At 69.7% G+C, this 26818-nt stretch carries 22 protein-coding genes; 7 read left to right on the plus strand and 15 right to left on the minus strand.

Annotation, left to right across the window (positions count from 1 at the left end):
- Positions 1–177: 177 nt before the first annotated feature.
- Complete coding sequence (locus CYFUS_RS21930) at positions 178–1656, plus strand: hypothetical protein (RefSeq protein WP_269770255.1); 1479 nt, start codon at positions 178–180, stop codon at positions 1654–1656.
- A gap of 115 nt (positions 1657–1771) precedes the next feature.
- On the plus strand, positions 1772–2566 hold the full coding sequence (locus CYFUS_RS21935; RefSeq protein ID WP_095986996.1) for a 4'-phosphopantetheinyl transferase family protein: 795 nt from the start codon (positions 1772–1774) through the stop codon (positions 2564–2566).
- A 1-nt stretch (position 2567) separates the two neighbouring features.
- Here CYFUS_RS21935 and CYFUS_RS21940 read toward each other — a convergent pair whose 3' ends face one another.
- Entirely contained in the window at positions 2568–3323 is a 756-nt protein-coding gene (locus tag CYFUS_RS21940; RefSeq protein WP_095986997.1) for a thioesterase II family protein, read from the minus strand.
- A 68-nt stretch (positions 3324–3391) separates the two neighbouring features.
- Here CYFUS_RS21940 and CYFUS_RS21945 point away from each other — a divergent pair, with 68 nt between their 5' ends.
- Positions 3392–4759, plus strand: a complete 1368-nt coding sequence (locus CYFUS_RS21945) for a TAXI family TRAP transporter solute-binding subunit (protein WP_095992154.1) — start codon at positions 3392–3394, stop codon at positions 4757–4759.
- Here CYFUS_RS21945 and CYFUS_RS21950 read toward each other — a convergent pair.
- From CYFUS_RS21950 to CYFUS_RS21970, 5 genes are all read right to left on the minus strand, one after another.
- A complete protein-coding gene (locus CYFUS_RS21950) occupies positions 4752–5741 on the minus strand; it encodes a Ppx/GppA phosphatase family protein (RefSeq protein WP_095986998.1) in 990 nt (329 codons plus the stop codon). The genes CYFUS_RS21945 and CYFUS_RS21950 overlap by 8 nt on opposite strands.
- Before the next feature lie 172 nt (positions 5742–5913).
- The gene (locus tag CYFUS_RS21955) at positions 5914–7251 is read right to left on the minus strand and encodes an SET domain-containing histone-lysine N-methyltransferase (RefSeq protein WP_232537705.1); all 1338 of its coding nucleotides are present in this window, start codon (positions 7249–7251) and stop codon (positions 5914–5916) included.
- Positions 7252–7287: 36 nt separating this feature from the next.
- Positions 7288–9336 carry a glucans biosynthesis glucosyltransferase MdoH gene (gene mdoH, locus CYFUS_RS21960; protein WP_095987000.1) on the minus strand — a complete coding sequence of 683 codons (2049 nt, stop codon included), beginning with the start codon at positions 9334–9336 and terminating at the stop codon, positions 7288–7290.
- A gap of 16 nt (positions 9337–9352) precedes the next feature.
- Positions 9353–9862, minus strand: a complete 510-nt coding sequence (locus CYFUS_RS21965) for a hypothetical protein (protein WP_095987001.1) — start codon at positions 9860–9862, stop codon at positions 9353–9355.
- Positions 9850–11370, minus strand: a complete 1521-nt coding sequence (locus CYFUS_RS21970) for a glucan biosynthesis protein (RefSeq protein WP_095987002.1) — start codon at positions 11368–11370, stop codon at positions 9850–9852. Before CYFUS_RS21970 ends, CYFUS_RS21965 begins: the two co-directional genes overlap by 13 nt.
- 516 nt (positions 11371–11886) lie before the next feature.
- On the opposite strand from CYFUS_RS21970, the gene CYFUS_RS21975 reads away from it, so the two are divergent.
- Positions 11887–12384 carry a response regulator gene (locus CYFUS_RS21975; protein ID WP_095987003.1) on the plus strand — a complete coding sequence of 166 codons (498 nt, stop codon included), beginning with the start codon at positions 11887–11889 and terminating at the stop codon, positions 12382–12384.
- Positions 12385–12387: 3 nt separating this feature from the next.
- On the opposite strand, the gene CYFUS_RS21980 is transcribed toward CYFUS_RS21975, so the two are convergent.
- The 6 genes from CYFUS_RS21980 to CYFUS_RS22000 form a co-directional block, all read right to left on the minus strand.
- Positions 12388–12792: a VOC family protein gene (locus CYFUS_RS21980; RefSeq protein ID WP_095987004.1), complete on the minus strand. Its 405-nt coding sequence runs from the start codon at positions 12790–12792 to the stop codon at positions 12388–12390.
- The gene (locus CYFUS_RS21985) at positions 12789–13439 is read right to left on the minus strand and encodes an HAD family hydrolase (protein WP_157758584.1); all 651 of its coding nucleotides are present in this window, start codon (positions 13437–13439) and stop codon (positions 12789–12791) included. The genes CYFUS_RS21980 and CYFUS_RS21985 overlap by 4 nt, the downstream gene beginning before the upstream one ends.
- Positions 13436–14551 carry a class 1 isoprenoid biosynthesis enzyme gene (locus CYFUS_RS50810; protein WP_157758585.1) on the minus strand — a complete coding sequence of 372 codons (1116 nt, stop codon included), beginning with the start codon at positions 14549–14551 and terminating at the stop codon, positions 13436–13438. Before CYFUS_RS50810 ends, CYFUS_RS21985 begins: the two co-directional genes overlap by 4 nt.
- Complete coding sequence (locus CYFUS_RS21990; protein WP_095987006.1) at positions 14548–15099, minus strand: TIGR00730 family Rossman fold protein; 552 nt, start codon at positions 15097–15099, stop codon at positions 14548–14550. The genes CYFUS_RS50810 and CYFUS_RS21990 overlap by 4 nt, the downstream gene beginning before the upstream one ends.
- A 126-nt stretch (positions 15100–15225) precedes the next feature.
- Positions 15226–17382, minus strand: a complete 2157-nt coding sequence (locus CYFUS_RS21995) for a glycoside hydrolase family 15 protein (RefSeq protein ID WP_095987007.1) — start codon at positions 17380–17382, stop codon at positions 15226–15228.
- 87 nt (positions 17383–17469) lie between these two features.
- Positions 17470–18438 (minus strand): aldo/keto reductase, encoded by a 969-nt coding sequence (locus CYFUS_RS22000; RefSeq protein WP_095987008.1) that lies wholly within the window; start codon positions 18436–18438, stop codon positions 17470–17472.
- Positions 18439–18533: 95 nt separating this feature from the next.
- Between CYFUS_RS22000 and CYFUS_RS22005 the strand changes: the two genes are divergently transcribed.
- Positions 18534–19058 carry a metal-dependent hydrolase gene (locus CYFUS_RS22005; protein ID WP_095987009.1) on the plus strand — a complete coding sequence of 175 codons (525 nt, stop codon included), beginning with the start codon at positions 18534–18536 and terminating at the stop codon, positions 19056–19058.
- Positions 19059–19091: 33 nt separating this feature from the next.
- On the opposite strand, the gene CYFUS_RS22010 is transcribed toward CYFUS_RS22005, so the two are convergent.
- Entirely contained in the window at positions 19092–19955 is an 864-nt protein-coding gene (locus tag CYFUS_RS22010; protein WP_095987010.1) for an AraC family transcriptional regulator, read from the minus strand.
- Positions 19956–20224: 269 nt separating this feature from the next.
- Here CYFUS_RS22010 and CYFUS_RS22015 point away from each other — a divergent pair, with 269 nt between their 5' ends.
- Positions 20225–22060 carry a CotH kinase family protein gene (locus CYFUS_RS22015; RefSeq protein ID WP_198316684.1) on the plus strand — a complete coding sequence of 612 codons (1836 nt, stop codon included), beginning with the start codon at positions 20225–20227 and terminating at the stop codon, positions 22058–22060.
- Between the two features lie 47 nt (positions 22061–22107).
- On the plus strand, positions 22108–23346 hold the full coding sequence (locus CYFUS_RS22020; RefSeq protein WP_095987012.1) for a dipeptidase: 1239 nt from the start codon (positions 22108–22110) through the stop codon (positions 23344–23346).
- Here CYFUS_RS22020 and CYFUS_RS22025 read toward each other — a convergent pair.
- Entirely contained in the window at positions 23343–24677 is a 1335-nt protein-coding gene (locus tag CYFUS_RS22025) for a hypothetical protein (RefSeq protein WP_095987013.1), read from the minus strand. The two genes, CYFUS_RS22020 and CYFUS_RS22025, sit on opposite strands and share 4 nt — an antisense overlap.
- On the minus strand, positions 24674–26722 hold the full coding sequence (locus CYFUS_RS22030) for a hypothetical protein (RefSeq protein ID WP_232537707.1): 2049 nt from the start codon (positions 26720–26722) through the stop codon (positions 24674–24676). Before CYFUS_RS22030 ends, CYFUS_RS22025 begins: the two co-directional genes overlap by 4 nt.
- Between the last annotated feature and the right edge of the window lie 96 nt (positions 26723–26818).

Here is a 26818-nt window from a genome sequence, read left to right on the forward strand (position 1 = left end):
CGCCATCCGGGGCGGGTTCCGAGCCGTGTGACACCCGGCCTCAACGAGTGCACGGATGAGGCCTTGCCTGGGAATCTCCATTCCCACTCGCGCCTCGAGCCCATCCACTAGTGGGCTTTGTGTCCGGTACGGCGCTTGCTCCTGCGTCTCCGGGCCGAGGAGTCGGCGTGGAGGTGGATGAGGATGCGAGCATGGGTGGGGGCGTGGGGAGCGGTTCTCGGTTTCACGGCATTGGGGATCGCATGCGGCGGCGGGCTGACCGAGCCCGTGCCCGGGGATTCAGCGCGTCAGACACCCACGGAGCCCGAGGTTCCCTCGGATCCACGGACGCCCCCCGGGGACGCGGGCACGCCCCTTCCCGAGGACGGTGGAACCCCCCCTCCGCCCGATGACGCGGGGAGCCCGCCTCCCGTGGACGCGGGCACTCCCGGGGATGGGGGCACGGACGGAGGGGGCGGAACCGGCGACGCTCCGGACGAGCCCGGGGGAGGCACGGTCGACGACTTCCCGGGCGTGGACATCTGGCCCCAGGAGCCGGTGGTCAACTACACGCAGCGCTTCGGAGTGGGCCAGCCCCAGGGCGTGGCGGTGGATGACGCCTTCAACATCTGGCTGCTCCAGGGCAACCGCATCGGCGTGCTCCGGCCCGGAGACATCCAGCCGCAATGGGCGAGCAACATCGGTCAGGCGGGCAGGGGCTTCTCCTCCACGGTCATCTGCGGCGGTAGCGCCGGCCGCGCCTACGTGGGCTACTACGCACGGGAACTCGACGAGCCCAGACGCCAGTCCCATGGGGACTCCACCTACGCGGAGGGCGATCTGGACGCGGTCCACCTCACGGCCGAGGGCATCCGGCTCGAGGAGCACCTGACGCACTCCTACCGGTGGAGCCAGGAAGGCAAGCTGACCTGGAACCCGCCCGGGAACACGGGCATCCACAACTCCAATGACTGGCATTACGACGAGGATCGCGCGGTGCTCGGCTGCGTGAAGGTGGCGCGCGGCCGGGACAAGGGCGACGTGTACGTCAGCACCAATCACGGCGTCACCCGCGTGCGCGGCCTGGACTACAACAGCCATCGTCATCCGACCTGGTTCGACGAGCATGGCGGCCAGCACATCGGCTACAGCTACGCGGTGGGCATCGCCCAGGATGGGGACGTGCTCATCGGCAATGACTGGACGTTCGGCATCGTCACGCCCACCGCGGACATCGGCTACTGGGATTGGATGGACAAATCCGTCAACAGGATGAAGGTGGAGTCCTCCTTCCTTCCCGAGGTCAACCCGCTCGCCGAGTTCGACTACTGGCGGGGCTTCCAGCAGACGCGCGATGGCCGCTACTACCTGGCCAGCGCCAGCTTCGGCCTCTGGGAGATGACCATCCTTTCCGCCGGAAGCCGGCCCCAGAAGGGCACCGCGGTGACGGGGCTGCCAACCCAGCGGCTCACGTCGCTCGCGGCCACGGATGAGGGCTCACTCTTCATCGGCACCGATGGGGGGGGCTTGTGGCGGCTGGATGCCAACAAGCAGCTCTCACGGGTGGCGGAGGTGACGGGCAACAAGGTGAAGCAACTGCTCTACGATCCCAATGCCTCTCCGGCGATGCTCTACGTCGTCACCGACCAGGGCCTCACCGTGCTCCGGGGCTACTGAGGCAGGGGAGGGGACACGGGTGCACCGCGTCCCCTCGGCTTCCGAGAAAGCAAGGCGCCCGGTCGCCGCTGGCGCGGGCGTCCTCGACGCGATAGGGAGAAGGCCGAGCCCCCACATGAGTCTCCCTCCTTCTCCTCCTCCCTCGCCGCTGCCTCGCCCCGACGAGGTCCACCTGTGGATCGTGGAGCCGGAGCGGGTGACGGAGCCCCGGCTGCTCGCGGCCTACCTGGCCCTGCTCGGCGCCGAGGAGCGGGATCGGCATCAGCGCTTCCGCTTCGAGAAACACCGGCAGCAGTTCCTCGTGTCCCATGCCCTGGTGCGCGTCTGCCTGTCGCGTTACGCGCCGGTGGCGCCCCAGGACTGGCGCTTCTCCACCAACGCCTACGGGCGCCCGGAGATCGCGGGAGAGGGACTGCCCCGGTTGCGCTTCAATCTCTCTCACACCGATGGCATGGCGGTGTGCGCGGTGGCTCATGAGATGGAGGTGGGCGCGGACGTGGAGCACTCGGGGCGCATGGGCCAGACGGTGGAGCTGGCCGAGTCCTTCTTCGCGCCCTCGGAAGTCGCGGACCTGCATTCCCTGCCCGAAGCGCTCCAGCGCGAGCGCTTCTTCGACTACTGGACGCTCAAGGAGTCCTACATCAAGGCCCGTGGCGCCGGGTTGAGTCTGCCCCTGGATCAGTTCGCCTTCCACCTGGCGCCGGGGCAGCCGCCGCGCATCTCCTTCGATGCGCGCATGGTGGACGAGCCCGAGGCGTGGCAGTTCGTGCAACTGCGGCTGTCGGCGGAGCACCCGGCGGCGGTGGCGGTGCGCCGCACCCGGGGGCTCCCGCTCTCCGTGCGCTGCCAGCGGTGCGTCCCCCTGGCCAGCGAGGAGTCTCCCTGGAGGGTGGCTCCGGGGGAGCGTTGAGCTACGTGCCCACGTCGGGCGCCCAGCGCACGAGATCCTCGCGCAGGGCGCTCAGCAGGGGCTCGCGCGCGGTGCGCAGGAAGAAGTGCTTGCCGGGGAAGCTGCGCGTCCGGAACTCCCCCGTCGTCAGCTCGCTCCAGGGCTCGAGCATCGACAGCGTCACGTAGGGATCCTCCAGTCCGCCGTAGACGGAGATCGGACAGCGCACGGGCAGGGAGGGCATCATGGCGTCGGCGATGGCGAAGTCCGCGCGCAGGGTGGGCAACACCATGTCCAGCAGTTCCTTGTGGGCGAAGATCTCCGCGGGCGTGCCCTCGTACTTGCGCAGCAGCTCGATGAACTCCGCGTCGCTCAGCGCTCCCCGGGACTCGCGGGGCCGGTGGGGTGCTCCCGCGGCGGCCATCACCATGCCGAGCGGCAGCGGCGCGCCCCGGGCCTGCCAGCGCTGCGCGAGCCCCAGGGCGATGCGCGTGCCCATGCTGTAGCCGAAGAAGACGAAGGGCTTGTCCAGGAGCGGCGCCAGGGCCTCTTCCAGGACATCGAGCAGCGGCGGGAGCTGCTGGAAGGGCTTCTCCAGGATCCGGCGCTCGCGGCCCGGAATCTGGACGGAGACCCACTCGATGCCCGCGGGCAGGGCCGTGGTCCATCCGTTGTAGATGGAGGCGCCTCCGCCCGCGTAGGGAAAACTGAAGACACGCAGGCGCGCGTGGGGGTTGGGCTGCCGGAGGGGAAACCAGGGATGTGGAACGGGAGGCACGGGACACTGTCGCCCTTCATCCCGGGAGCGTCAAGACGCTCCGAGCCCCTATACTCGCATCCACCATGCTGAAGACGGACACTCTCAAGGACCAGCTCCGGCGCACCTCGCGGCGCGATTTGTGGCTCGTCCTCGGGCCCTCGATCCTGCTCGCGATCGCCGCGTTCGCCGTGGCCTTCTACTTCATCAAGCCCGCGCCCCCGAAGACGCTCGTCGTCGCGGCCGCCCAGGATGAGGGGGGCTTCAATTACTTCGCGCGTCGCTACCGGGACATCCTCGCGCGCCACGGCGTCACCCTGGAGATCCGCCCGACCCAGGGCTCGCTCACCAGTCTGGACATGCTCACTGGCGACAAGGCGGAGGCCGACGTGGCCTTCGTCCAGAGCGGCTCGGCCGCGGGGCGTCCCCAGGCGCCCAACATCGTCTCGCTCGGGGGTCTGACCCACATCCCCCTGTGGGTCTTCTACCGGGGCGAGCCCCTCGATGACGTGCGCGGGCTGCGCGGCAAGCGCGTCGCCGTGGGCTCGCTCGAGAGTGGCACCCGCGCGCTCGCCCTCACGCTGCTCAAGGCCAATGCCGTGGAGCAATCGCCCACGGAGTTGCTCGCGCTCGAGCGCGACGAGGCCCTCGCGCGCCTCAAGCGGGGCGAGCTCGACGCGGTGTTCCTCGTCGCCTCCGCCGAGGCTCCCTTCGTGCGCAAGCTCATCGCGGAGCCCGGTATCCGCCTGCTCAGCTTCGCGCGGGGCGAGGCCTATGTCCGCCGCTTCCCCTACCTGTCCCGGCTCGTGCTGCCCCGGGGAGTGTTGAACCTCGAGGCGGATCTCCCCGAGCAGGATGTGGTGCTGCTCGCGCCCATGGCGAGCCTCGTGGCGCGGGACTCGCTCCATCCGGCGCTCGCCTACCTCCTGCTGAGCGCCGCGAGCGAGGTGCATGGCGGCGCGGGCATCCTGGATCGCTCGGGTGAGTTCCCCGCGGCGCTCGAGGGCGAGTACCCGCTGAGCGGAGAGGCGCGCCGCTACTACAAATCAGGCCCTCCGTTGCTCCAGCGCTACCTGCCCTTCTGGGCGGCGAACCTCGTGGACCGGCTCTGGCTGATGCTCGTGCCCATCATCGCCGTGGTGGTTCCGCTGGGCCGCGCCGTGCCCGCGCTGGTGCAGTGGCGGATCCGCTCGCGCATCGTCCGCTGGTACGCGCGCCTGAAGGAGATCGAGCTGCAGCTGGAGGAGAACCCGGGCCGCAAGATGTTGGAGGACATGCTCTCGCGGCTCGACGAGGCCGAGCGCGAGGTGAACCGCATCCCCATGCCCCTGGCGTACGCGGAGAACCTCTACTTCTTCCGCGAGCACATCGATGTCGTCCGCCGGCGCGTCACCCGGCGGCTGTCGGGTGCCCCTGATGAAAGCGAGGCCTTGACGCAGCGGGTGGTGGTCAGTTGAGGCCCACGGCGCGTGCTTCGCGTGGGAAGACGCGCCCGTGTCCCAGGCGGGAGGCCTCGTCGCCCGCCGTGCCGTCCTGGTGGGACCACAGCTCCACGAGCAGGCCATCCCGCAGGCCGCGCTTGACGGCGGTGATGCCGTCCACGCCCAGGTGATGGACCAGCCGCTCGAGCAGCACGGCGCCGGCGACGATGATGTCGGCCCGTCGCGCGTCGAAGTGCTCGCGCCGCCGCTCCGGTGACATCCGCGCCAGCACGTGCGCGGCGCTCGCGAGATCCTCCCGGCTCGCGATGCAGGAGCCATCACGCGCCGCGAAGTCCACGAGGGCCCGGATGGTGCCGGAGGAGCCGATCGCCGTGAAGGGCGGAGAGGCGAGGGCGGCGGGGATCGTCTCGAGCAGGCGCGCCTCGGCGAAGTCGCGCAGCGAGCGCAGCCGGGAAGGGGACACCTCGCCGGAGGTGTCGAACAGTTGCGTCAGCCGCACCGCGCCCAGGGGCAGGCTCCACATGGCATCGGGCCGCTCTCCGGTGGCGAGCACCACCTCGGTGGAGCCTCCGCCCAGATCCACCAGCAGCGAGCGCGTGCGCGGGGGCGTGCGGTGCAGGACGCCCAGGCAGATGAGCCGCGCTTCCTCCTCGCCGCTCACCACCTCCAGCTCCAGCCCCGCCTCCTCGCGCACCCGCTGGAGGATGTCCCGTTGGTTGCGCGCCTCCCGGAGGGCGCTGGTGGCCACCGCCCGGACCCGGGCCTCGTGACGCCGGCACACGGCCGCGTAGCGGCGCAACGTGCTCACCAGCCGATCCGCGGCCCCCGGAGACATCGTCCCCTGGGAGAAGACGCCCTCACCCGGACGGATGGCGTCGCGCTCCTTGAGCATGGTCTCCAGCACGCCCGAGGCGCCGGGCCGGGCCAGCTCCAGGCGGGCGGCGTTGGTGCCCACGTCGATGGCGGCGAAGACGGGTCGCGAGGTCGGATCGGCCATGGGTGACGAACCTTTCGGTGTGGTGGGACCACTCCTACTCGACCGACAAGCTAGGCGGGCTTTGTGCCAACCCCGTGACGCTCCGGCACTATTTGCTCGAAGTTTTCACGGGCGGACGCTCCGTCCTGGCGGCCAGCAGGCCCACCGGGCGAGAGGCTGGCCGCCCGCCTGATCACTCGCCGAGGATGAGCTTCAGCAGATCCGTGCGCACGTAGGCGTCGAACCAGCCCCAGGGCGAGTCGGACAGGGCGGCGAGCCGCTCGACTTCTTCCCGGGGCGTGCGCAGCAGCTCGAGGCAGGTGCGGGTCATCTCGAGGTAGTCCGCGATGAGCTGCTTCTCCGCGCGCCGGACGAGCACGCAGTTGCGCGCGTTGGGCGAGAGGGACCCGCCGCGCAGCAGTTCTTCGTCCTGCGCGAGCGAGGTGGGGAAGATGGAGAGCCGGGCCTGGCAGGTGGCGGCGAGCAGCTCGAGGACATTCTCCTCGTTTTCCACACTCAGGGGTCCGAGGGCGCGCTCGCCGGACATCACCCGGCTGGAGATGTCCTCGATGTCATTCGGGACGGCGGCGGCGATCCGCAGGAAGGAGAACGCCATGCGGGTGGTCGTATGGACGTACGGGCGCGAGATCTTGAAGGGGCGCGCGGTGGTGGGAGAGGGGAGCATGAGCAGCATCTGCTTGGTGGCCGCGAGCGGATCCCCATCGAGGATGCGCAGGCCGAGGAAGGCCTCGTCGTGCTCGTTGTCCTCCGTCAGGAAGCCGAAGTGCAGCAGCATCAGATCGTTGCTCTTGGCTCCATAGCTGTCGTGGACCTCGTCGCCGGCGGCCACGGCGTTGTTCGCCTTCATCACGAAGGACTCCCCATCCTCCGAGGTCTCCCAGAGCACATCGGGCGGGCGGCGGTGGTTGAGCATGTCCGCCAGCGGCACGAGCGTCTGTCCGAGGTAGCCGCCCTGTTTCAGGCTGAACAGGCGCGAGGACACCGAGAGCCGGGCCCAGACGAACTCCCCGGGGGTGAAGCGCTCGTAGCCGGGGACGCTGCGACACAACCGCAGGTAGTCCTCCTGGAGCGACTGGGCCTGGTGCGTCAGCAGGGTCAGCGCGAAGCAGCCCTTGAGCAGGGCGTGCTCGTCGCTCCCATAGAAGAGGGGCATCTGGGGATAGGACTCGGGGAGGCTGTCGATGTAGGGCTTCCAGAAGGAGCCCTCGCGGTGCTTTTCCTGGAGGAGGAAGGAGGCCAGGTACAGGTCCTCGTTGTCCGGATCGAGCTTCTCGGCGATGGCGCGCCCGATGTCCGACTCCCGCGCGAGCTCCAGGGTGAGCATGTGGGTGCGAGGCACCTGGAGCACCGTCTCCCCGGTGGAGATGGGCGCCTGGGCGAGCACGGCGCGCTCGCCGTCCTCACGCCGGACGAGTTGGAGCTTGGGAAAGCGGGCTCCTCCTTCTTCCAGCCAGCGCAGCAGGTTCGACAGCTTCTGATTCGAGGAGGATGCGGCGGTGTCGGCGCTCATGGTGCCCGGCACGCTACTCCAAGTCCGCCTCCGCGATCAGGCGCTTGTCGCGGGGGCGGGCTTGCGCGAGACCACGTACTGGCCGCGCACTTCCGCGAGGGTCTCCGCGTCCAGCATGACGGCCGCCTTCTCCTGCGCGGAGAGCCGCTCGGAAGCTCCCTCCATGAGCTTGCGGCGGGCCGCGGCGAGCGTGAGCGACGTCCCCTCGGAACCGGGCGAGGACTCCAGCAGGGCCAGGTGCAGCGCGTGCGCGCGGTCGTCCTGGAGCACCCGCTCCAGCGCGTCCTCCACCGGCTCCACTTCGTTGCGCGCGAGCTCCGTGGCCCGCACCAGCACGGGGGGAGGGGCCGACTCCTCGGGGATGAGGAACAGGCCGAGCCGCGCCGTCCATTCGCCCCAGGAGGCGCGCGACGTCCACACCGTCAGGGGGATGGACAGGAGCAACCCCGCCACCACCGGGGCCAGCCACGGCAGCAGGCCTGGATTCACCCCGAACGCCACCGCCGCCACGCCCACGCCCACGCCCATGTGCACCGCATGGCGCCGCGCCGCTTCCGTCCACGGCAGGGCCTCGTCGCCGCGCTGCTGGCTCGACCAGGACACCCGGTAGCCGAGGATCGTCCCGAAGACGAAGTGCGACTGGAAGAGCATCATCACCGGGGCGAGCAGCGTGGACACGACGCTCTCCACCAGCACGCCGAGCACCAGCCGGAGCCGGCCGCCCATGCGCGCGGCCTCTTCCCGATCCGCCAGGGCGAGCAGCAGGCCGAAGACCTTGGGCAAGAGCAACATGGCGAGCGACACGGACATCAGTCGCAGCGCGCCCGGCACGTCGAAGGAGGGCTCCCCGGCGAGCAGCGCCTGGGCACCGAGTGGGGACTCCGCCGCCACGAAGCGGTCCCACAGCGCCGCCCCCAGCCCCGCCGCGAGGAAGAGCAGCCACAGGGGTGAGGCCACATAGGACATGACGCCCATGAGGAAGTGTCCCCGGCTCGACGGGTGCAGACCTCCGGCGAGCACCAGTCCCAGGTGTTGCAGGTTGCCCTGGCACCAGCGCCGGTCGCGCTGCGCGTACGCGAGCAGGTGGGGCGGGGACTGCTCGTAGCTGCCCCCCAGCTCCGGCACCAGCCACACCGTGTAGCCCGCGCGCCGCATCAGCGCCGCCTCCACGAAGTCATGGCTGAGGATGTGGCCCCCGAAGGGCTGCTGGCCCGGCAGCACCGGCAGTCCGCAGTGCTCGGTGAAGGCCGACACGCGCAGGATGGCGTTGTGGCCCCAGTAGTTGGACTCGCCGAGCTGCCAGGCCGCCGCGCCCGCGGCCACCACGGGCCCGTATACGCGGCCGGCGAACTGCTGCAGGCGGGCGAAGAGCGTGGTGCGCCCCACGCACAGCGGCGGGGCCTGGAGGATGCCCACGCGCGGGTTGAGCTCCATGAGCCGCGCCATACGCACCAGCGTGTCACCCGCCATGAGGCTGTCGGCGTCCAGCACCACCATGAAGTCGTAGCGGCGGCCCCAGCGCTCGCAGAAGTCCGCGAGGTTGCCCGCCTTCTTGCCCGTGTTGTCCGAGCGCCGCCGGTAGAAGATGCGGCCCTGGCCTCCCACGCGCCGGCACAGGTCCGACCACGCCAGCTCCTCGGCCACCCATGCCTCCAGGCGCGTGGAGTCGCTCAGCACGTAGAAGTCGAAGGACTCCAGCCGCCCCGTGGCCGCCACCGACTCGTAGGTGGCCTGGAGGTTGGCGAAGACCGACGTCGGGTCCTCGTTGTGGATGGGCATCACCACCGCGATGCGGCTCGTCAGCGGCGCCGCTTCCTCCCGCGCGTCCGGCCAGCGCAGACCCGGCGGCCGCTTGCCCAGCAGCGTCTGGACGAAGCCCGCCACCGCCGCCCAGAAGGAGAGCGAGATCCAGGCGAAGCACAGGGCGAACAGGCCCGTCATCACCCCCTCGGGGAGGGTGAAGCCCCGGACGCACAACAACCGGATCAGCTCCCCGGTCGCCACGAGCGTGGACAGCACGGCCGGGCCGAGGACGAGGGCCCGCCGCAGCCCGGCCGACCCGGGCGAGAAGGAATGCGCGTGCATGAGGCCTCCAGGTGCTTCAGCGGGAGACGGACACGTCCGGCTCGCCCACCCGCCACCAGCGGCGCAGCAGCTCGCCCAGGGACCAGGTGGTCAGGGTCTGCTCCGGCATCGTCGTGGGCAGCGCCCGCGGGGCGGGCACGGGCACCGACGCCCGGAGCGCACGCGTGAACTCCACGGGCAGCGTGCCCGGCGCGGACATCAGCACCGCCGCGCCCCAGCGCGCCCCATCACACAGCACGAACGCCGCGCGGCCCCGTGCCAGCAGCGAGCCGTTGCCCACGTGGGTCGGTCCGAGCGCCTCGGCCAGCCAGTGCTCCATCCGCTCGCGCGCCAGCGCCAGGGCGGCCTCGCGGGAGTCCACCCGCCGCGCGCCGAGCGCCCACACGGCCAGCCGGGACAGATCGCTTTCCTGGCTGAAGCCGAAGGAGCGGAAGAAGGCATCGAGCGCCTCGCGCGTCCCGGCGGGAAGAGAGTAGCCGGAGGAGAGGACGGAGGCGGAGAAGGTCGACGTCGTCACGGTGTCCACGGGTAGCTCCAGGTCTCGGTGAGGGTTTCGGTTCCGCGTCGCAGAAAACAGCGCAATTCGATGGGAGCGGGGGTGCCCGCCGCGGGCACCAGCTCGAAGGTGGCGCGCCAGCCGCCGGTGGCGGCGTTGTGCTGCGCGATGGGCCGGAGGATCTGACCCGAGGACGCCGTGACGACGGCTTCCACCGGGCCCTCGCCCCCCTCGGGGCCTCCGCGCGAGAACTCGAGCACGAAGCGCCGCGCGCCCGGCGTGCTGCCCGCGGCGATGCGCGTGGCGGTGCTCAGCGCCACCTGGGAGCGCTCGGGGGCCTCGCTGCCCCAGTGCAGCTTCCAGGACAGGCTCAGCGGCGCCCCGGGCCCGAAGGGCTTCTCGGGCACCCAGTAGGCCACGATGTTGTCGTTCACTTCCTCGTGCGTGGGAATCTCCACCAGTTGCACCGTGCCCGGGCCCCACTCGCCCACCGGCTCCACCCACACACTGGGGCGCTTGTCGTAGCGCGCCTCGAGATCCTCGTAGCTCGGGAAGGCCTGATCGCGCTGCAACAGCCCGAAGGCCCGCAGGCCCTTCACCTGGAAGCTGGACACGCTCAGCTGGGACGGGTTCTGCAGCGGACGCCACAGGTGCTCGCCGTCCTTCATCCACAGCAGCAGCCCGTCCGAGTCATGCACCTCGGGCCGGAAGTCCTCGGCGCTTCCGCGATCGTTCTCGCCAAAGAGGTACATGCTGGTCAGCGGCGCCACGCCCAGCCGCTTCACCGGCTTGCGCGCGTGCAGCACCGCCTCCACCTCCATCACCGTGCGCTCGCCCGGGATGATGACGAAGCGGTAGGCACCGGTGACGCTCGGGCTGTCCATCAGTGCGTGCACCACGGCCCGGTCCGCGCCCGGCCTGGGCTTCTCCAGCCAGAACTCGCGGAAGAGGGGGAACTCCTCGCCCTCGGGCAGCGCCGTGTCGATGGCCAGCCCGCGCGCGGACAGCCCGTACACGTTGCCGCGGCCCAGCGCCCGGAAGTAGCTGGCCCCGAGGAAGACCACGATCTCGTCGTAGTAGTCCGGCCGGTTGATGGGGCCGCTGAGCCGCACGCCCGCGAAGCCCTCCACGGACGAGGGCGGCGGCTCCTTCACCAGCGGGCCGTAGGTGAAGAGCTGCGGGGAGAAGCGCACCGCCGTCACCCGTCCGCCCTCCACCTCGTGCATGGGCAGGGGCGCGGGGTAGAAGAGGCCCGGGTGGAAGAACTGCGCCTGGAAGGGCAGGCCCGCCTCGCGCCACAAGGCCCGCTCCGGGCGGTAGCGGATGTCCCGGTATTGATCGTACGTGAGCCCCGCGAAGGCCCCCTGGGGCAGGGGCGCCGGAGCCCGGTAGGGCTTCTGCGCCAGCTCGCGGGCGCGCGCGCGGACCGTCTCCGCGCTGAAGGCGGGCGGGGTGGCGCGGGGCGCGGCGCTGGCCACCAGCGACCCCAGCACCCCGAGCGCACAGGCTCCGCGCACCCACCTCTTTGCCCACGTCATCGGCTCCACTTCGGGTGACCTCCTCGCAAGCCTGCGAAAGTGCGAACGAGGTCGGCCCCTAGCAGCTCCCGTGCCAATCAGGCCAGGCTGCCCGTGTGCCCAGCAAATTCACGAGCTTCCCCTCTCACCTCACGTGAAAGAGGTTGTTGTACAAACGAATTCAAGGGGTTGACGGGCTGTCTGGAGCGGCCAGGACGCACCCGGTTCTGGCGCGAGTGGGGAGCAGAAGAACAGGGGGCGAGGTGATCCTGTCCATTTGCTCCACAACACTTGGGCCTGGGCATGGGCCCGGGCGTGCCCCGGGGTTCAGGGGCAATGTGCGTTCAGCCCTGTCGGTAAGTTCCAAGTGTTGCGGAATACCCCGTGGGGCGCTTTTCCCTGTCCCCTCGAGCGGCAAGAGGTGACACAATGGCGGACGACATTCAGGGAGTTCCGGAGATTAATCTCACTGCACTGAAAAAATTCACTTCAGCGGAACGGTACGACTCCTGCTAAAGAGGTCCTCAGGAGGACGCGATGGTGGTCAAGCGCGCCTATTCGGTGGTTGCCCAGCAGAATGACTCATCCCCGTCGAGAGTGCGGGGAAACCGGAGTTCTCCCCCGGAGCGCCCCAGGGCCACGCCCTGGCGGGTAGTGGTGATGGAGAACCTGCGCGAGCGTGGTCATGGCCTGCGCGATCTGCTCCTCCAGGATCGTTTCGAGGTGGATGTGGTGGAGGACGCGCGCGGCGCGCTCTCGCGCCTGGCCCAGGAGCTCGTGCCCGAGGGCGTCACGCCGCCGGATCTGCTCATCTGCAACGCGCGGATGCTGGGCGAGCCGGGGCTGGCGCTGCTCGAGCGCTGGTGCCATGCGCATCCGTGGGTGCCCGTCATCCTCGTGAGCGCCTTCACCAACCCGAGGCTGCGCGCGCGCATGGAGTGCCTGCCGGTGCACCTGGTGTTGGATCAGTCCTTCGAGCTGGAGGACGTGCGCTCCGCGGCGCTGGCGATGACCGAGTCCGACGTCATCCCGTAGACGTCACTTCGTAGGCGTCACTTCGTAGACTTCCAGGGGCAGGCCGTCCGGGTCGGCGAAGAAGGTGAAGCGCTTGCCCGTGTACTCATCCACGCGGATGGGCTCGGTGCTCACGCCGCGCCGGTTCAACTCGGCCACCACCGCCTGCACGTCGGGCACGGCGAATGCCAGGTGGCGCAGGCCCTGGGCTTCGGGTCTCGTGGGCCGCGGCGGCGGGCTCGGAAAGGAGAACAGCTCCACCTGCACGCCCGGGCTGATCTCCAGATCCAACTTCCAGGAGTCACGTGCCTCCCGATACACCTCGTGGACGACGCGCAGGCCCAGCACCTCGGTGTAGAAGGCCTTGGAGCGCGCGTAGTCCGAGCAGATGATCGCCACGTGGTGGAGCGCGGGCAGCAGGGGCTTCATGGGTGCTCCCGCGACACGTCGAACAGCTCGCCGAGGCCGCGCAGCCGGTTCTTCTCCGTGGACCTGCCCCGTCGATCCAACAGCCACGCGCGCATGCCCACCTGCCGCGCCCCCTCGACGCACTCCGGCCGGTCGTCGACGAACAGACACGCCTCGGGCGCCACGCCGAGCGCGCGCGCCATGGCCAGGTAGGCCTCGGGCCGGGGCTTGGCGGCGCCAATCACCGCCGCCGACAGGGCCGCGTCCACCAGCTCTCCCAGCCCCAGCGCCTCCAGGGAGCCCGGCAGATCGAGCAGGGTGAAGTTGGACAACACGCCCACCCGGTAGCCGTGACGGCGCGCCTGCTCGAGCGCCGGGCGCGCGTCCGCGAAGGCTCGCAGCGTGCGGCGGGGCTCGAAGCGGCACAGCTGGCCGCGCACCCCTTCATCCAGGCCGTGTGCCTGGCACAGGTGCGCCCAGAAGGAGTCCCAGAAGACGCGCTCGCTCGCGGCGTCGATGATGGCCTGGGCCCGGGGCGCCCAGTCCCGCAGGTGGGCTCCGAGCTGCTCGAGTCCGAAGGGCAACAGCCCGCTCAGCTCCCGGTGCGCGCCCGCCAGATCGAACTCGGCGAGCACCCCATCCCGGTCGAAGATGACGGCGTCCGTCACGCGGCCTCCTGGGGCTCGTCGCCGAGCGAGTGGCGGATCTCCTCCTCGGTGAGCAGCTCGTTGCCCTTGCAGCGCCGCAGCCGGTCCACCCAGGTGCGGGTCATCTCCTGGATGGCCGGGCGGAACTCGGGGGGCGAGCACATCACGGTGGTGCGGTAGTCGGCCAGCACGTGCCGCACGGTGCCGCGCACGCCCTCGTCGAGGATGGCCTCGTGGATGGGGCGGTAGATCTTCGCGATGGTGGGGTTGAGGTGCGCCGGCGTCTTGTGCACCGCCGACGCCGAGGCCCCCGTCATGACGCGGCACACCCGCCACAGGTTCGCCACGTCGGTGCGCAGGCTCGGCTGGTTCTCGAGCGTCACCAGCAGGGGCCGCGTCACGGCGCCCATCAACACGTCGTCGTTCTCTCCCTCGGTGCGCCGGTCCTCGATGATGTTCACCAGGTCATCCACGTCCTGGAAGATGCGCCCGAAGGCCTCCACCACGCGCGTGGGCAGGGGGGGCCGCCCGTTGAGCCGCAGCGCCGTGTCGAGCCCGAAGGACACTCCCAGCGTGTTCTCGCGGTAGCGGTTGTCGAGCCAGCGCGCGAACAGTGCCTCGTTGGGGTAGAGGTGCTGGCGCTCCCAGATCTGCAGGGCGTACAGCTCGGTGAACAGGTTCATCGTGGCCCCGAGCAGGTACGGCTCGACGCGCGCGGCCTCCTGGGCTGCCAGGGCGATCAACGAGCCCACGAAGGGCGTGGTGCTGGGCTCGCCAAAGCGCAGCGCGAAGGTGCGCCGGCCCGAGCGCATGGGGGTGCGGTCCACCGTGTCATCCACGATGGCGCAGATCTCCATGGTGAGCAGCAGCACGGGCAGGAAGCGGCGATGCACGGGCTGGATGCCCCCCGACGCCTCCGCCATGGCCAGGAACATGAGCGGCAGCAGCATGAACGACGGCTGGGGGTTGTCGCGTACCACCGTGTCGTAGAAGGGCCGCAGCGCCTCGGGCACGGGCAGGGTGTGCAGCGAGCGCCGGGCGTCCTCCACCAGGGGCACGAAGACCTCGCGCCGGCGGGCGAACACGCCCTGGAACATCTGCGGGTACTGCAGGGTGACCAGATCCTTGTTCATTCGCCGTCTCCCAACCCGAGCGCGGGGAGGACTTCCTCCAGCCGGGACGTCACCGTGAACAGCGTCTCGACGCGCGCGTGCGCGAAGCCCTCGCGCGCCACCGCCTCGGCCAGGGCGACCAGAGGCTGGAAGAAGCCCCGGACGTCCAGCAGCACGATGGGCTTGTCCATCATCTTCATCTGCTTCCAGCTGATGACCTCGAGCGCCTCCTCCAGGGTGCCAAAGCCCCCCGGCAGCACCACGAAGCCATCCGAGCGCTCCGCCATCTGGCGCTTGCGCTCGTGGAGATCCTCCGTCCAGACGAGCTCGCTCAAGCCCCGGTGGGCCACCTCGTAGCGCTCCAGCCCCCGGGGCATCACCCCGACGACCCGTCCTCCCCGGGCCAGGGCCGCGTCCGCGACCGCGCCCATCATTCCAACGCGGGCGCCTCCGTAGACCAGTTGCAGTTGCCGATCCGCCAGGAGGGCACCCAGGGCGGAGGCCGTGCTCAAGTGCGCTTCATGCACACCTGGCGCGGAGCCACAGAAGACACAAACGGATTTCGTCATGACTCGGCGAGACGGCGAGGGGTGGGTCAAAAGGGGGAGGGGGGGTTCCGAGTGCCCCATTGTCTACTCGAATGGGACCGGACCACAACGGGCATGTCGGTGAGCTGACGCCACAGGTCATTTCCGCTATCGACAAACGGACGTGTAGCGGCAAGCCACCACCGAGGGCTGTTCCACCGGACGCCCCTCCTGGATGGACCAGGCCAGACGCACGAACTGGGCATGTGTCCAGGTGAGAGGCGTGGCCGAGAACGTCGCCTCGCCCGCGAGGTAGCCAGGCTGTCCCGTGGGGGGCCGCAGATCCCACACCTGCTCGGGGAGCATCAGCCCCTCGTTGCCCGAGCGGGCCATCGTGGCGAGGTAGTCCCCGGCGGGCTGTCCCACCAGGAGTGCGTACTCGCCCCGCTCCCCGGCGAGCAGTGGCCACCCCCGTCCGATTGTCCTCCCGGTGTCGGGCTTGCTCAACCCCCACGGCGCGCCCTCGCGCGTCTCCCCGTATCCGTCGGCGCTGAACCGGCGCCAGACCGCCCCCTGGGGACCGTCCACCTTGAGCTGGGCGTCCACCACCGCCAGCGTCTGCGCGATGAGCGGATCCTCCGCGGGCTTGACCCCCAGTCGCACCAGCTCGAGGAAGCTCGGGTCCACCACCTGGCGCTGATCCACGGCGGAAGGCCCTCCATCCCCGATGGAGTACGTCGTCGCGTGGTCGGGCGCGCCGTCCTTGGTGAGCCGCAGGTAGTACGGATGTGGAGCCAGAGGGCCGGTGTGGGTCACCGTCCAGCCCTCCACCTGGCGCTGCCACGCGTCCGCGGTCGATTCGTACCGCTCGGCCGACGCGGTGTCCCCATTGCGGCGCGCGAGGTCCGCGGCGCAGACGAGCCCCGCCACCTCCGCCGCCAGGGTCGCGGGAGAGTAACCCGACTGGTTCTCCCAACGCTCCTGGGGCGTCGACGGGCCGTGGGCGAGCAGGAAGTCCGCCGCCTTGCGCACATGCTCGGTGTACGTGCGCGCATCGTCGCGGCCGAGCTGCCATGCCAGCACGAGCGGCAGGGCCACCTCGTCCAATTGCAGGCTGCCCCAGCGCGGTGTCCCGTCCACGTCCGCGTTCTGAGGGAAGGAGCCGTCCGGCTTCTGCTGGACCTGGAAGAGGTGATCCAGGGCGCGCCCGGCCCCGGCCCGGTCCCCCGCCGCCAGCAGCCCGGTGGCGATCTGGTACAGATCGCGTGACCACACGAGGTGGTAGGCGGCCGATGGCTTGTCGATCTCCCCCGTGCCCCACGCCCAGGGCATGCTCGGAGACGCGATGAAGGCGCCCCGGTACGTCTTGTCCTCCGAGGCCGCCAGCACCATCACCGACACGTCATAGGTTGCCCGCCACACCTGGGTGCTCGGGGGCGCCGCGGGCAGTGCGTCCAGATAGGCGTGCCAGCCCTCCGCGTACCGCCGCGCCACGTCCTCGAAGCCCCGCTCGAGCGAGTCCCGCGCCGCCCGCCGTGCCTCGGCCTCGGTGGCCCCGAAGCCGAGCACCAGGGTCGCCTGTTGCGTCTCGCGCCCATCCACCGCCACCCGCGCCGTCTGCACCACGTTGCCCGAGGGCGCCTCGGCGAACTCCCCATCGAGCGTGAAGTCCTTCTGGAGGTCCGTCCAGCCATCGCTCGCGCCGAGGTAGCCGCTCGTCGTCCGGGTGAAGCCGGGCTGCCCCACCAGCGCGCTGGCGTTCTTCGCATCGGAGGCGAGCAGCTCCCCGCCCTCGCTCCGGCCCGTGTCGTCCATGCCGTCGTTGGACAACGACGGGTCGTACACCGCATACAGGGCGTAGGGTGTTCCGGTGAAGGATTCGAAGCGCACGTCGAGCAGCAGCGCGTCCCGCTCCGGCTCCGTCACGTACGTCTTGGTGATGCGGTAGCGCCCGGAGCGATCCGTGTTCACCTGGCGGTAGGTGAGGCTGCGGGGATCCACCAGCTCCACGTCGTGCTCGGTGGCGTCCTGCTCCCGCTCGGCGAAGGTGCGGCCATCGGAGACGACGAAGTACAACTCCCGCACGCTGGGCGTCCCGAGCGTCGGGAAGTACACCTCCGTCAGCTCCCCGCGGGCGCCGAGCGTGTGCCAGACCCGGCTCGTCTCCGCGCGCGCCGTACCAAAGCCCACCTTGTTGGCGGGGGTCCACACCGCGGCCGCTCCGGGCCGTCCCGCCGGCACGCGCGGCGTGGCGCACGAGGCCAGCAGCACGCCTCCCGCGAGCGGCGCCCACCGCCTCCTGGACCGCCATCCTCTGGACGACATGTGTACCCCTTTCGAGTCGGTCTCCGGCAAGGGAGGCACGAATGGGGTGGAGCGCAAGCCGTCCCGCGCGCGCTCGCGGCCCGACTGTCAGCGGTAGCGCTGGGACAGCTCGTCGATGCGTCGCAGTTCGTCCGCGGACAGGGTGAACCCCATGGTGCCCACGTTCTCCTCGGCGTGCCGCCGCTTGGTGGCTCCCGGGATGGCGACCACCGTGTCGCCGTGGAAGGAGCACAACCAGTTGAGCGCCACCTGCGAGGGGGTGGCGCCATGCGCGGTGGCGATCTTCTTGAGCTCCTCGACGAGCGGCCGGCTCTTCTCCAGCCCCTTGGCGCGGAAGTTCGGCAGGTACTTGCGCGGGCCCACGCGGCTCTTGATGAGCGAGGGATCATCGTGGAACTTGCCCGACAGGAGCCCCTGGGCCAGCGGCGAGTAGGCGATGATCGTGATGCCCAGCTCCTTGGCGGCGGCGAGCACGCCGTTGGACTCGATCCTCCGGTCCAGCAGGCTGTACTGCATCTGGTTGGAGACGAGCGGCACGCCCCGGCGGGCGAGCGCGGCGTGCATCGCGCGCATCTTCTTCTCGGAGAAGTTGCTCACGCCCACCGTGCGGATCTTCCCCTCCTGCACCAGCTTCGCCATCTGCTCGGCCTGGGCGTCCACCGTGGCGAGCGCGTAGGGCTGGTGGACCTGATGCAGATCGATGCCGAAGGGGCTCAACGCGGAGAGCCGCTCGCCGATCGTCGCGCCGATGCTGGAGGCCAGCCGCCCCACGGGCATCCACTTGGTCGCGACGACGACGTCGCCCGGCTTCTTGCCCAGACGCAGCAGGGCGGCGGCGAGCGCCTGCTCCGAGCGGCCATTGCCGTAGGCCTCGGCGGTGTCGAACCAGTTGAGACCTCCCTGGATCGAGGCTTCGATGATCTCCTCGACGACCGGGGAAGGCAGGGCTTCCCAGAACCCACCCACCAGACCCACACCCGCGGAGAACTGCCAGCAGCCCAGACCAATGGGGGAGATCTCGATGTCCGAACGACCCAGTTTCCGCAGCTTCTCCATGTGTTCTGCTCCTCCCTCGTGCGGCGTCCAATCTCCCCCGCTTCGTACCCGAGGGGCAAAAAAGTGAAGGGGCCGACCCGCGATATGTTCTCCCCATGAATCCCATCGTCCACGCGGAGTTGTCCTGGTTGATGTCGCAGGCGCTGCCCGAGCGCCGTGACCGGATCCTCATCACTCTCGCCGGACTCTCGCCCGATCTGGATGGGCTGTCGCTGCTGGGGGGAGTGGATATGTACGGGCGCTACCACCACGTGCTCTCGCATGGCTACGTGGGGGCGCTCGTCGTGGCCGCGGTGTGCACGGCGCTCGCGCGGCGGCGCGGGGCGGTGGCGCTGCTGTCCCTCGCCGCCTTCCACCTGCATCTGCTGTGCGATCTGGTGGGCAGCGGTCCCGGCTGGCCCCTCTATTACTTCTGGCCCACGTCCATGCGGGAATGGTTCTGGGAGGGGCAGTGGAACCTGGCCTCCTGGCAGAACTCCCTCATCGGCATGGCGGCCACGGCGGCGTGCCTGGCGTGTTCCCTGCGTTGGCGCCGCACCATCGTGGAGTTGTTCTCCGTGCGCTGGGACGCCGAGGTGACGCGCGCCCTGCGAGCCCGCTTCCTCGGCGAATCCTCGTGACCGGGGCTTGCAACACCTGGACCGGTTCTGGCCCTACGTGGGCGTGGGTGGGGAGCCGTGGCGGTAGTGCGCGCGCCAGGCGGCGGGCGTCATCCCGTGGGCCCGCCGGAAGAGCCGGATGAAGTGGGTGGGGTCCGCGTAGCCCACCCGCTCGGCGATGACGGCGACGATCTCATCGGTGTGAAGCAGCCGCCGCCGCGCCTCGCCCAGGCGCCCCGCGATGATCCATTCCTGGACCGAGCGCCCCGTCGCCTCGCGCACCGCCGTCGTGAGGTGGGCCGGCGAGCGGTGCACCGCCGCCGCCACGTCCCGGAGTGACAGCGGCTCCAGGCAGTGCCGCTCGATGTAGCGCAGCGCCTCGGTGACGAGGCTGTCGGACGCCCCGGCGCGCTGTCCCCAGGACGCGGCCCGTGCCACCTCGGCGAGGATCAACGTGAGCAGGCTGCGCTCGATGGCGAAGCTGCCTCCGCCCTCGCGCTCGACCTCGAGCCTCAACTCCCGCAGGAGGCTTTCCATGAAGGGCCGGCGCCCCTCGGGAATCTTCACCACCGCCGCGGCCCCCGAGCGCACGTGCTCGAAGGGCGCGAGCAGCTCCTCGGAGGCCTCGTCCGCCAGGAAGCACACCGGACAGAAGCCGACACCCCAGAGCCGTGATTGCCGCGCGGTCAGTGTCCGGTGCGGCGCGCCCGCGGGGATGAGGAGGACATCTCCCTCCTCGAGCGTCCATTGTCCCCGCTGCTCCATGGTGGTGCTGCCCCCAGTATGGAAGGCGAGCACGGCGTAGTCGTGGGTCACCGCGAAGGAGTGGGAGTACGAACCCTCGGTGGGTCCCCGTTCGAGCACGAACAGGGGACGGCCATGTCCCTGGCGGTACTCGGCGCGGACTTTCTCAGCCATCGGTGTCCTGGAGGGCGGGCATGTCGATCTCCTCGTGGCCGTTACCGCGCGCGACCATAGCAGGTGCTCCGTCAGGGAGATGGCGGTGTTGTCCGGGCGTCACCTCGGGGCTTGATCACCCGGGCGGTGTCCCCGGATGGGGAATGGAATCGGGTGGTGCTCGCCCTGTCTGGGTATTTTCTTTCCCATCCTGTTGCGGCGGGACCCACCGGTTGCGCCAGCGAACGTTGGAATTGCCCTGGCGCGCTGTTTGCTCCTGGTGCGAGGCCATGAGAATCGCGCTCTTCGCTGGACTCCTCTTGCTGGTGGGCGCATGCGGTGGCTCGAGTGAGCCTTCCGTCATGCCCGAGTCGCCTCCCGCTCAATCCGACGTGGGAGGAGAACATGTCTCGATACCGCCGGGCCCCGAGGAGCCTCGGGGCGAGCCGCCATCCCAGCCGACGGATCCACCGACGCAGCCGCCCCCGTCGCGTCCCTCGCCCACCCAGCCCCGCTGGCCGGCGCTGCAGACGGCCATTCCCGTCTACGAGCTGACGTTGAGCCAGGCGGACTACGAGGCGCTCCACGCGCACATCCAGGATCCGCCCTCCCAGGACTTCAGCGTGATGGGCCACTTCACGCTCGAGGGCCGCGCGTACACGGCGGAGCTGAGCTTCCGCGGACGCTCCACCAAGACGGATCCGCGCATCGTGAAGAAGTCCTGGGACGTGCGCTTCGACAAGAAGGAGCGCTTCGAGGGCAAGAAGAACATCGAGCTGCTCGCGGCGTGGAAGGACAGCGGCTATCTCACCGAGAAGCTCTGGTATGACTTCGCGGCGAGCATCGGGCTGCGCGCGTCGAACGCCCGCTATGCGCACGTGAAGCTGCACCTGGTGCAGCCAGACGGCTCCGTCATCACGCGCTACGAGGGCGTCTTCACCGAGCTGGAGTCCGTCAACAAGGACTTCCTCGAGGCCCACGGCTTCGACGACGACAGCGACCTGTACCGCGCCGGCATGCACGATGGCGAGATGCGCCCGCCGCCCCAGGAGTTCTACCAGGAGCCCTGGGACAAGAAGACGAACGAGAAGGCGCCCTGGGATGAGCTGTGGAGCTTCCTGGACGGCATCAACCGCACGCCGCCGCACGCCTTCCCGGCCTTCGTGGAAGAGCACCTGGAGCTGGAGGACTACCTCACCTGGCTGGCGATGGAGACGCTCATCTCCCATGATCTCCAGGGCGACACGCGCAGCTACCTCGTCTACGACCGGAAGACGGAGAAGTGGACGCACGTGCCGTGGGATCTCAACAACGCGCTGTCGCTCTACAACCGCACCAACGCCGTCATCCAGGGCGTGAAGAAGTCGCACCCGCTCTTCAGCTTCACCCCGTACGATCCGAAGGTGTACGAGCTGCGCGCGGAGCGCCGCGTCTTCGAGGGCATGGAGGACATGAAGCCCGGGTGGAGCACGCTCTCCACGCGCATCTACGACGACCCGGGTCTGCGCGCCCGCTACGCCGCCCGGCTGCGCCAGTTGCTCGACACGTGGTTCACCGAGGAGAACCTCGGGTCGCGCATCGACGCCATGCACGCGATGCTGGCGCCCTACATCCTGCCGGGCCCGGACGGCAAGGCGCTGGATCCCTACGTCAGCACCGAGCACGCCGCGCGCAGCGCCGAATACCTCCACCGGTTCGTGCGCGAGCGCCGCGCCTGGCTGCTCCAGCACCTGAAGGACATCGAGTCCCATGGTCAGGGCGCGCTCGTCATCGATCGGGTGGGACGTGACGCCTCGGGGGCCTTCTGGGTGCAGCTCTACAATCGGGGCACGGCGCCCGTGGCGCTCGGGGGCCTCATGCTCACGGGCCACACCCGGCTGCCCGAGCAGTGGACGCTGCCGGCGTCCACCCTGGAACCCGGACAGGTCCTCACCTTGCGCCAGGGCGCCGTGGGAGCCCAGGCGCTGGGCGCGACGCTGGACCCCAAGGCCCCCGAACTCGCGCTGTACTCGGCGGACGGGCTGATGGCCCTGGACGTGCTGTGGCTGGCGCCGCTCGAGCCGGGGGAGTCCTACGGGCGTAGGTCCCGAGGGGCGGAGAGCTTCGGTCCCCAGACGGGCCCGTAGGGAACGCGCCCGGACTCCGGCATGCTCCCGTGCCGGAGGTGGACGCGATGACCTGGTGTGCGAAGGCGGTGGGGCTGGGATGGGGGCTGGCCTTGCTGGGATGTGGTGGCCTCCGGCCCGCGCTGGAGGTGCCCTCCGCGGGAGGGTCGCTTCCCGATGGACGGGCGGACCTGCATGTCCACGTGACCATGCGCGAGGCGCTGCGCCCCTTCTTCCAGGGGGAGCCGGGAGGGGGCGAGTTGGCGGACGCACCCGGGAAGCGCCTCGTCAATCAGGTGGAGCCCGAGGCGCTGCGGCGCGCGGGGGTGCGCCTGGTGCTCGCGACGGTCTGGCCTCCGAATGCGTTGCGTCCGGGCCGGAGCGCCCTGGGCGAGGCGCTCCACCAACTGGCACTGCTCGAGGACTTCGCCCGGAGGAGTCCGGACTTCGTCCTGGCGCACGGTGCCGGGGAGGCCCGCCGGTCATTTGCGAGCGGACAGCTCGTGTTGGTTCCCGCGGTAGAGGGGGGCGAGGGCATCCGGCGGGTGGAGGACGTGGACCTGCTGTACGCGGCGGGGGCCCGGTCGATCACCCTGGTGCACTTCTTCGACAACTCCGTGGCGGACGCGGCGGATGACCAGTTCGGACCACTGGTGGGAGGGCTGACCAACGGAGGGGATGGCGGGCTGACGCCGCTGGGCGTGGAGGTGGTGCGGCGGATGATGGAGCTGGGCATCCTCATCGACGTGGCCCACGCCAGCGACCAGACCATCGTCGAGGTGCTCGCCTTGACCGAGCCCGCCGGAGTGCCGGTGATCTACTCCCATACCGGGGCGGGGTGGGCGGACACGAGATGCCTGAGCGCTCCGCTCGCGCGCCGGGTGGGAGCGGGCGGAGGGTTGATTGGCATTGGGCTCTTCCGGTCGCCTTTTCAGGAGGTGCCGGCGGAGGAGCGTTGGGAGGGATTCGAGCCGGGAACGTGTGACGACGATGTGGCGCATTGGCTTCACTACACGCGGCAGGCGGGAGCCGAGGCCGTCATGTTGGGCAGTGACTTCAACAGCGTCATCGAGCGGGCCCGCCCCGGAGGAAGCTGTGCGCGGGGGATGCGCCACACGGGCGATCTGCCGGCATTGTTCGCCGCGCTCGAGGAGCATGGGGTGATGCGGGAGCAGCTCGACGGCTCGGCGGCGCGGGTGCTGCGCGTGCTGGAGGCGGTGGAGGCCCATGCGCGGCCGGAGGCCCAGCGTGTGGCGCGTGGACGGAGGCCGCCACGTGAGGATCTCTTTCCCTCGAACGTTCCCTAGAACCGCGCGGCGGAGCGGAAGAGGTGAGAGAGGGAGAAGTCGAGGAGGGACTGGCGCGAGCGGAGATAGCGGCGGGCGCGGACCATGGGCCACCAGACGCGCTGGCCCACACGCACCTGGGCCTCGCCGAGCTTCTGGCGAGGCAGCCATTGGCCGCCCAGGTGTTCGACGAGGACCTGGCCCAGGTAGGCGCCCACGGCTGGCACGACGTGCTCATCGAGGACATGACGCAGGCGTGTGTTGGGGAAGTCCTCGCGCCAGAAGTAGAAGTCGAGGTCGGTGAGAGACTCTGGAGTTTGTTTGAAGAGGGAGGGCACGTCGGAGTGCACCATGGCCACGAGGTGCTCGGCGAGGAGGCGGTAGGAGGAGAGGACGCGCTCGGGGTCGTCCACGTCCGGGGGAAGGGCGTCGGAGAGGGGGAGCCACTCATCGGGCTCGGGGGGCTGCCAGGCGTTGAACTCGGCGATTTTGCGTGGGCGCTCGTGGAAGGGGACGCGGTCCACCACGAGGGAGAGGAGGGGGGCGAGGTCCGGGGGGAAGCGGGGCTGGACGGGGGCGAGCGTGGCGCTGCGCTCGAGCAGGGTGCGCAGCACGGTGGAGAAGTCCAGGTCCGGGCGGAGGTGGGCATGGGCACGGGCCTGGGCCTGGCGAGCTTCCTCGCTGGCGAAGTCCGCGGCGGTGGGCCAGGTGACCAGGAGCACGGAGCCGTTGGGGAGTTCTTCCACCCGCCAGGCGGGGGTGGATAGCATGCGCTCGCGGCCGACGGACTCCACCAGCTTCGGACCGAAGACGTTGAGCCAGCTCACCTCGTAGATTTTGTCGAAACCGTCTCTGCGTCGGGTTTCCTTGTCACGGCCAAAGTCGGGAGAGCCCGTCAACTCCGTGTCCGCCATGCTGTGCGCCATGGCATGTGAGACCGGGTAGCGAGAGGCCCACGCGCGCACCATCTCCACGAATTGCTGACAGCGCGCCTCGTCCGCGAAAAAGGACAGGGGTTGGATGTGGAGAGTGACGCTCAGCATCGGGGGCAGCGGTGGGTAATGGAGCCTGAGCATCATGTCCAACGCGGGCCATTTCGTGCGATACAATCCAAGTCTCGTACTGTTCTCGTCGCGCTCCTCCTCCAGGGCTTTCCAGACGGACGGGCGGGAGTATTTGCGTCGTCGCTTGCCTTCAACGATGTCTGGCAACCATCCATCCGCATACCCCTCGAGAGCTTGGAAGAAGGAGTCGAGTTCGCGCTCCAATTCAGCTTGGTGGTCAAACGCGCTGTCGAAGGTGAACCAGAGGTGATCCTCCGGTTTCAAGTCGTGCAGGCTCAGCACTTTCATTGAACCAGTACCTCCACTCCCTTGATCCTCAGTTCGATGTCATCTATGGCTCTCTTCAATGCGTTGACATTTCTTGGTTTGAGATCGCCGCCTTCGTAGATGAGGCGAACTCGTTGGATCGGAACTTCACTGCCTTCGTGTAGAAGAGAGCGGAGAGAGGGCCGACGGATGTCCAGCGTCTCTCCGTAATACCTCAGTGCATCCCTCGCGTCCGTGCTCATCTGCGCGTCCAACGCTTTTTCATCCAACAAAGCAAGATTACGGCTCTTGAAGCTGATGGTCTCCACGCGAGGGGAACGTCCGGAGAGCGGACCCTCCTCGATGATGAGGACGTCCACGAAGCGCAGGCCGCTGGTGGGTTTCCACACGCCCACGTACCACTCGACGCGGGGCTTGTCGAAGTCCCCGAGAAAACGGCGCTGGGCCCGAGGCAGGGCCGCGTCGGCTCGCAACACCTCCGCCATGGCGCGCTCGAACTTCAGGCCTCGGGTCACCAGCCCCCGCATCCGCTGGTAGCCCTCCCACTGGAGGGGTGGCTCGACGGCTCTTCCCCGCTTCGCCTTCGTGCCCTGCTCGAGTTCCACGAGGCGCTCCTGGCCGTAGCGCACGTACTCGTTCCAGAGCGGATGGCTCTGCGCACCGGCCGGTGGGGCGTCGCGCAGGGCTGCCAGTTGCCTTCTCAGCATCGCCACATCCCCGGACAGCCGGGGCCCCGTGGACTCCAGTTCCCCCTGGAGCAGCTTGGTGTCCAGCACCTCCCGAGGCAACTCCACTACTTCATCCGCCAGGGCGGCGGCCTTTCCGGGCGCGGAGCCCTTCGCGAGGCCGCCCTTGGGTGGGGAGGAGCCCGGAGGCGCGCCCTGGGCCTGGGACAGCCAGGCTCGCGCCCCGGGCACGTTCCCCCGAGACTCCGCGAGGGCCAGGGCACCGGCTTCTCCCCCCTCCGCCACGAGGAGGGCGGCCTCCGGGTCCGCCTGGAGGTAGCGAGCCACGGCCTCCAGGCCGTCTGCTCCGAGTTGCTCGCGCAGGTGCCTGGCTGTTTGCCTCAACTCCTCCAGGCGTGGCTTGAGCGCACGCGCGCCTTTGCCCCCGGCGTACAGGGCCACCATCAAGGCCGCGGGTGTCAGCTCGCGCGCGGCCTGCTCGTACTCGCCCCGAGCGAGGGAAGACACGCCTTCGCCCGTGCCCGCCGCCAGGTAGTAGAAGCCCAGGGGCACCCCGAAGGTCAGCTCATCCAGGGTGCCCATCGCCACGTGGCGCGGGGAGAAGGCCTGCTCCACCAGCGCGTTCTCCACTTGCGTGAGGGCCCGCTGGTAGGGCGGGGGCAACTGCCGCTTGCGGGCGTCATACCCGCTGGACGCTCCCCACTGAAGCAGGGGAGTGGCGGACACGGCCTCCGTGAGGGCCTCGCGAGCACCTCGGGTCATGTCCTCGCGGGGGCGCGCGGGCCGGTCCGGAAAGTCCGACAGGGGCAGCCCTCGCCGCCGCAATTGCTCGCGCACGACGGCCATGTCCCCCAGCGTCGAGCCCAAGCGCTTGTCCAGCGCCAGCGTGTGCAACACCTGCTTCAAGTCCTGGTCGGAGGAGGAATGAAGAACGAAGAGGGCGAACACCTCGGCCAGTACGGAGCCGTCCTCTCGGACGCAGGTGGCGAGGAAGGAGGCGCGCTTGCGGTTGAGGAGCGCCGCCACGGGAGCGGACACGGGGCCCAAGGCACCGAGCCGGACGGCACTCCAGTCATCCAGCCCCTCCACCAGCCGGACCATGTCCACCCCGCGCTGCAATCGGACGAAGTCGGAGGGCGAGGTGCTCGCGAGCAGGGAGGCGAGGAGCGCTTCGGCCTCTCGGGACGTGCCGCCGCAACCGCCCTGGACGGCGAAGGGTTGGGCGTACGCGTCCAGGCCGCTCGTGGGACGTTCCTGGGGGCGGCCCGTGGCGCACCCCGCGAGAAGCATGAGCGTCGTCAGGGCCAGCAGTTCCAGGCCGAGGCCGGACGTCGTGACAAGCCTCGTTCCGGGAGCGCGCGATGGGGTTTTCGTCCGCATGAGGGTTACCTTCTTGGCAAGCACAACCGCTCTCAATCAGTCAATAGCAGGGTTTTGCCGTTTGAAGCCATCCTTGCTGGGTTTGGGTGATTGGAT

The sequence above is a fragment of the Cystobacter fuscus genome (genome assembly GCF_002305875.1).
Taxonomy (GTDB): Bacteria; Myxococcota; Myxococcia; order Myxococcales; family Myxococcaceae; genus Cystobacter; species Cystobacter fuscus_A.

Excerpts from the sequence above, each read along its gene's own strand:
- CYFUS_RS21950 (WP_095986998.1), bottom strand. The coding sequence starts at position 5,741 with ATGGCCGATCCGACCTCGCGACCCGTCTTCGCCGCCATCGACGTGGGC.
- CYFUS_RS22000 (WP_095987008.1), bottom strand. The coding sequence starts at position 18,438 with ATGGAGAAGCTGCGGAAACTGGGTCGTTCGGACATCGAGATCTCCCCC.
- CYFUS_RS21955 (WP_232537705.1), bottom strand. The coding sequence starts at position 7,251 with ATGAGCGCCGACACCGCCGCATCCTCCTCGAATCAGAAGCTGTCGAAC.
- mdoH (WP_095987000.1), bottom strand. The coding sequence starts at position 9,336 with ATGCACGCGCATTCCTTCTCGCCCGGGTCGGCCGGGCTGCGGCGGGCC.
- CYFUS_RS22020 (WP_095987012.1), top strand. The coding sequence starts at position 22,108 with ATGACCTGGTGTGCGAAGGCGGTGGGGCTGGGATGGGGGCTGGCCTTG.
- CYFUS_RS21935 (WP_095986996.1), top strand. The coding sequence starts at position 1,772 with ATGAGTCTCCCTCCTTCTCCTCCTCCCTCGCCGCTGCCTCGCCCCGAC.
- CYFUS_RS21930 (WP_269770255.1), top strand. The coding sequence starts at position 178 with ATGAGGATGCGAGCATGGGTGGGGGCGTGGGGAGCGGTTCTCGGTTTC.
- CYFUS_RS21975 (WP_095987003.1), top strand. The coding sequence starts at position 11,887 with ATGGTGGTCAAGCGCGCCTATTCGGTGGTTGCCCAGCAGAATGACTCA.
- CYFUS_RS21990 (WP_095987006.1), bottom strand. The coding sequence starts at position 15,099 with ATGACGAAATCCGTTTGTGTCTTCTGTGGCTCCGCGCCAGGTGTGCAT.
- CYFUS_RS22010 (WP_095987010.1), bottom strand. The coding sequence starts at position 19,955 with ATGGCTGAGAAAGTCCGCGCCGAGTACCGCCAGGGACATGGCCGTCCC.
- CYFUS_RS21980 (WP_095987004.1), bottom strand. The coding sequence starts at position 12,792 with ATGAAGCCCCTGCTGCCCGCGCTCCACCACGTGGCGATCATCTGCTCG.
- CYFUS_RS22025 (WP_095987013.1), bottom strand. The coding sequence starts at position 24,677 with ATGAAAGTGCTGAGCCTGCACGACTTGAAACCGGAGGATCACCTCTGG.
- CYFUS_RS22005 (WP_095987009.1), top strand. The coding sequence starts at position 18,534 with ATGAATCCCATCGTCCACGCGGAGTTGTCCTGGTTGATGTCGCAGGCG.
- CYFUS_RS22015 (WP_198316684.1), top strand. The coding sequence starts at position 20,225 with ATGAGAATCGCGCTCTTCGCTGGACTCCTCTTGCTGGTGGGCGCATGC.
- CYFUS_RS21995 (WP_095987007.1), bottom strand. The coding sequence starts at position 17,382 with ATGTCGTCCAGAGGATGGCGGTCCAGGAGGCGGTGGGCGCCGCTCGCG.
- CYFUS_RS22030 (WP_232537707.1), bottom strand. The coding sequence starts at position 26,722 with ATGCGGACGAAAACCCCATCGCGCGCTCCCGGAACGAGGCTTGTCACG.
- CYFUS_RS50810 (WP_157758585.1), bottom strand. The coding sequence starts at position 14,551 with ATGAACAAGGATCTGGTCACCCTGCAGTACCCGCAGATGTTCCAGGGC.
- CYFUS_RS21970 (WP_095987002.1), bottom strand. The coding sequence starts at position 11,370 with ATGACGTGGGCAAAGAGGTGGGTGCGCGGAGCCTGTGCGCTCGGGGTG.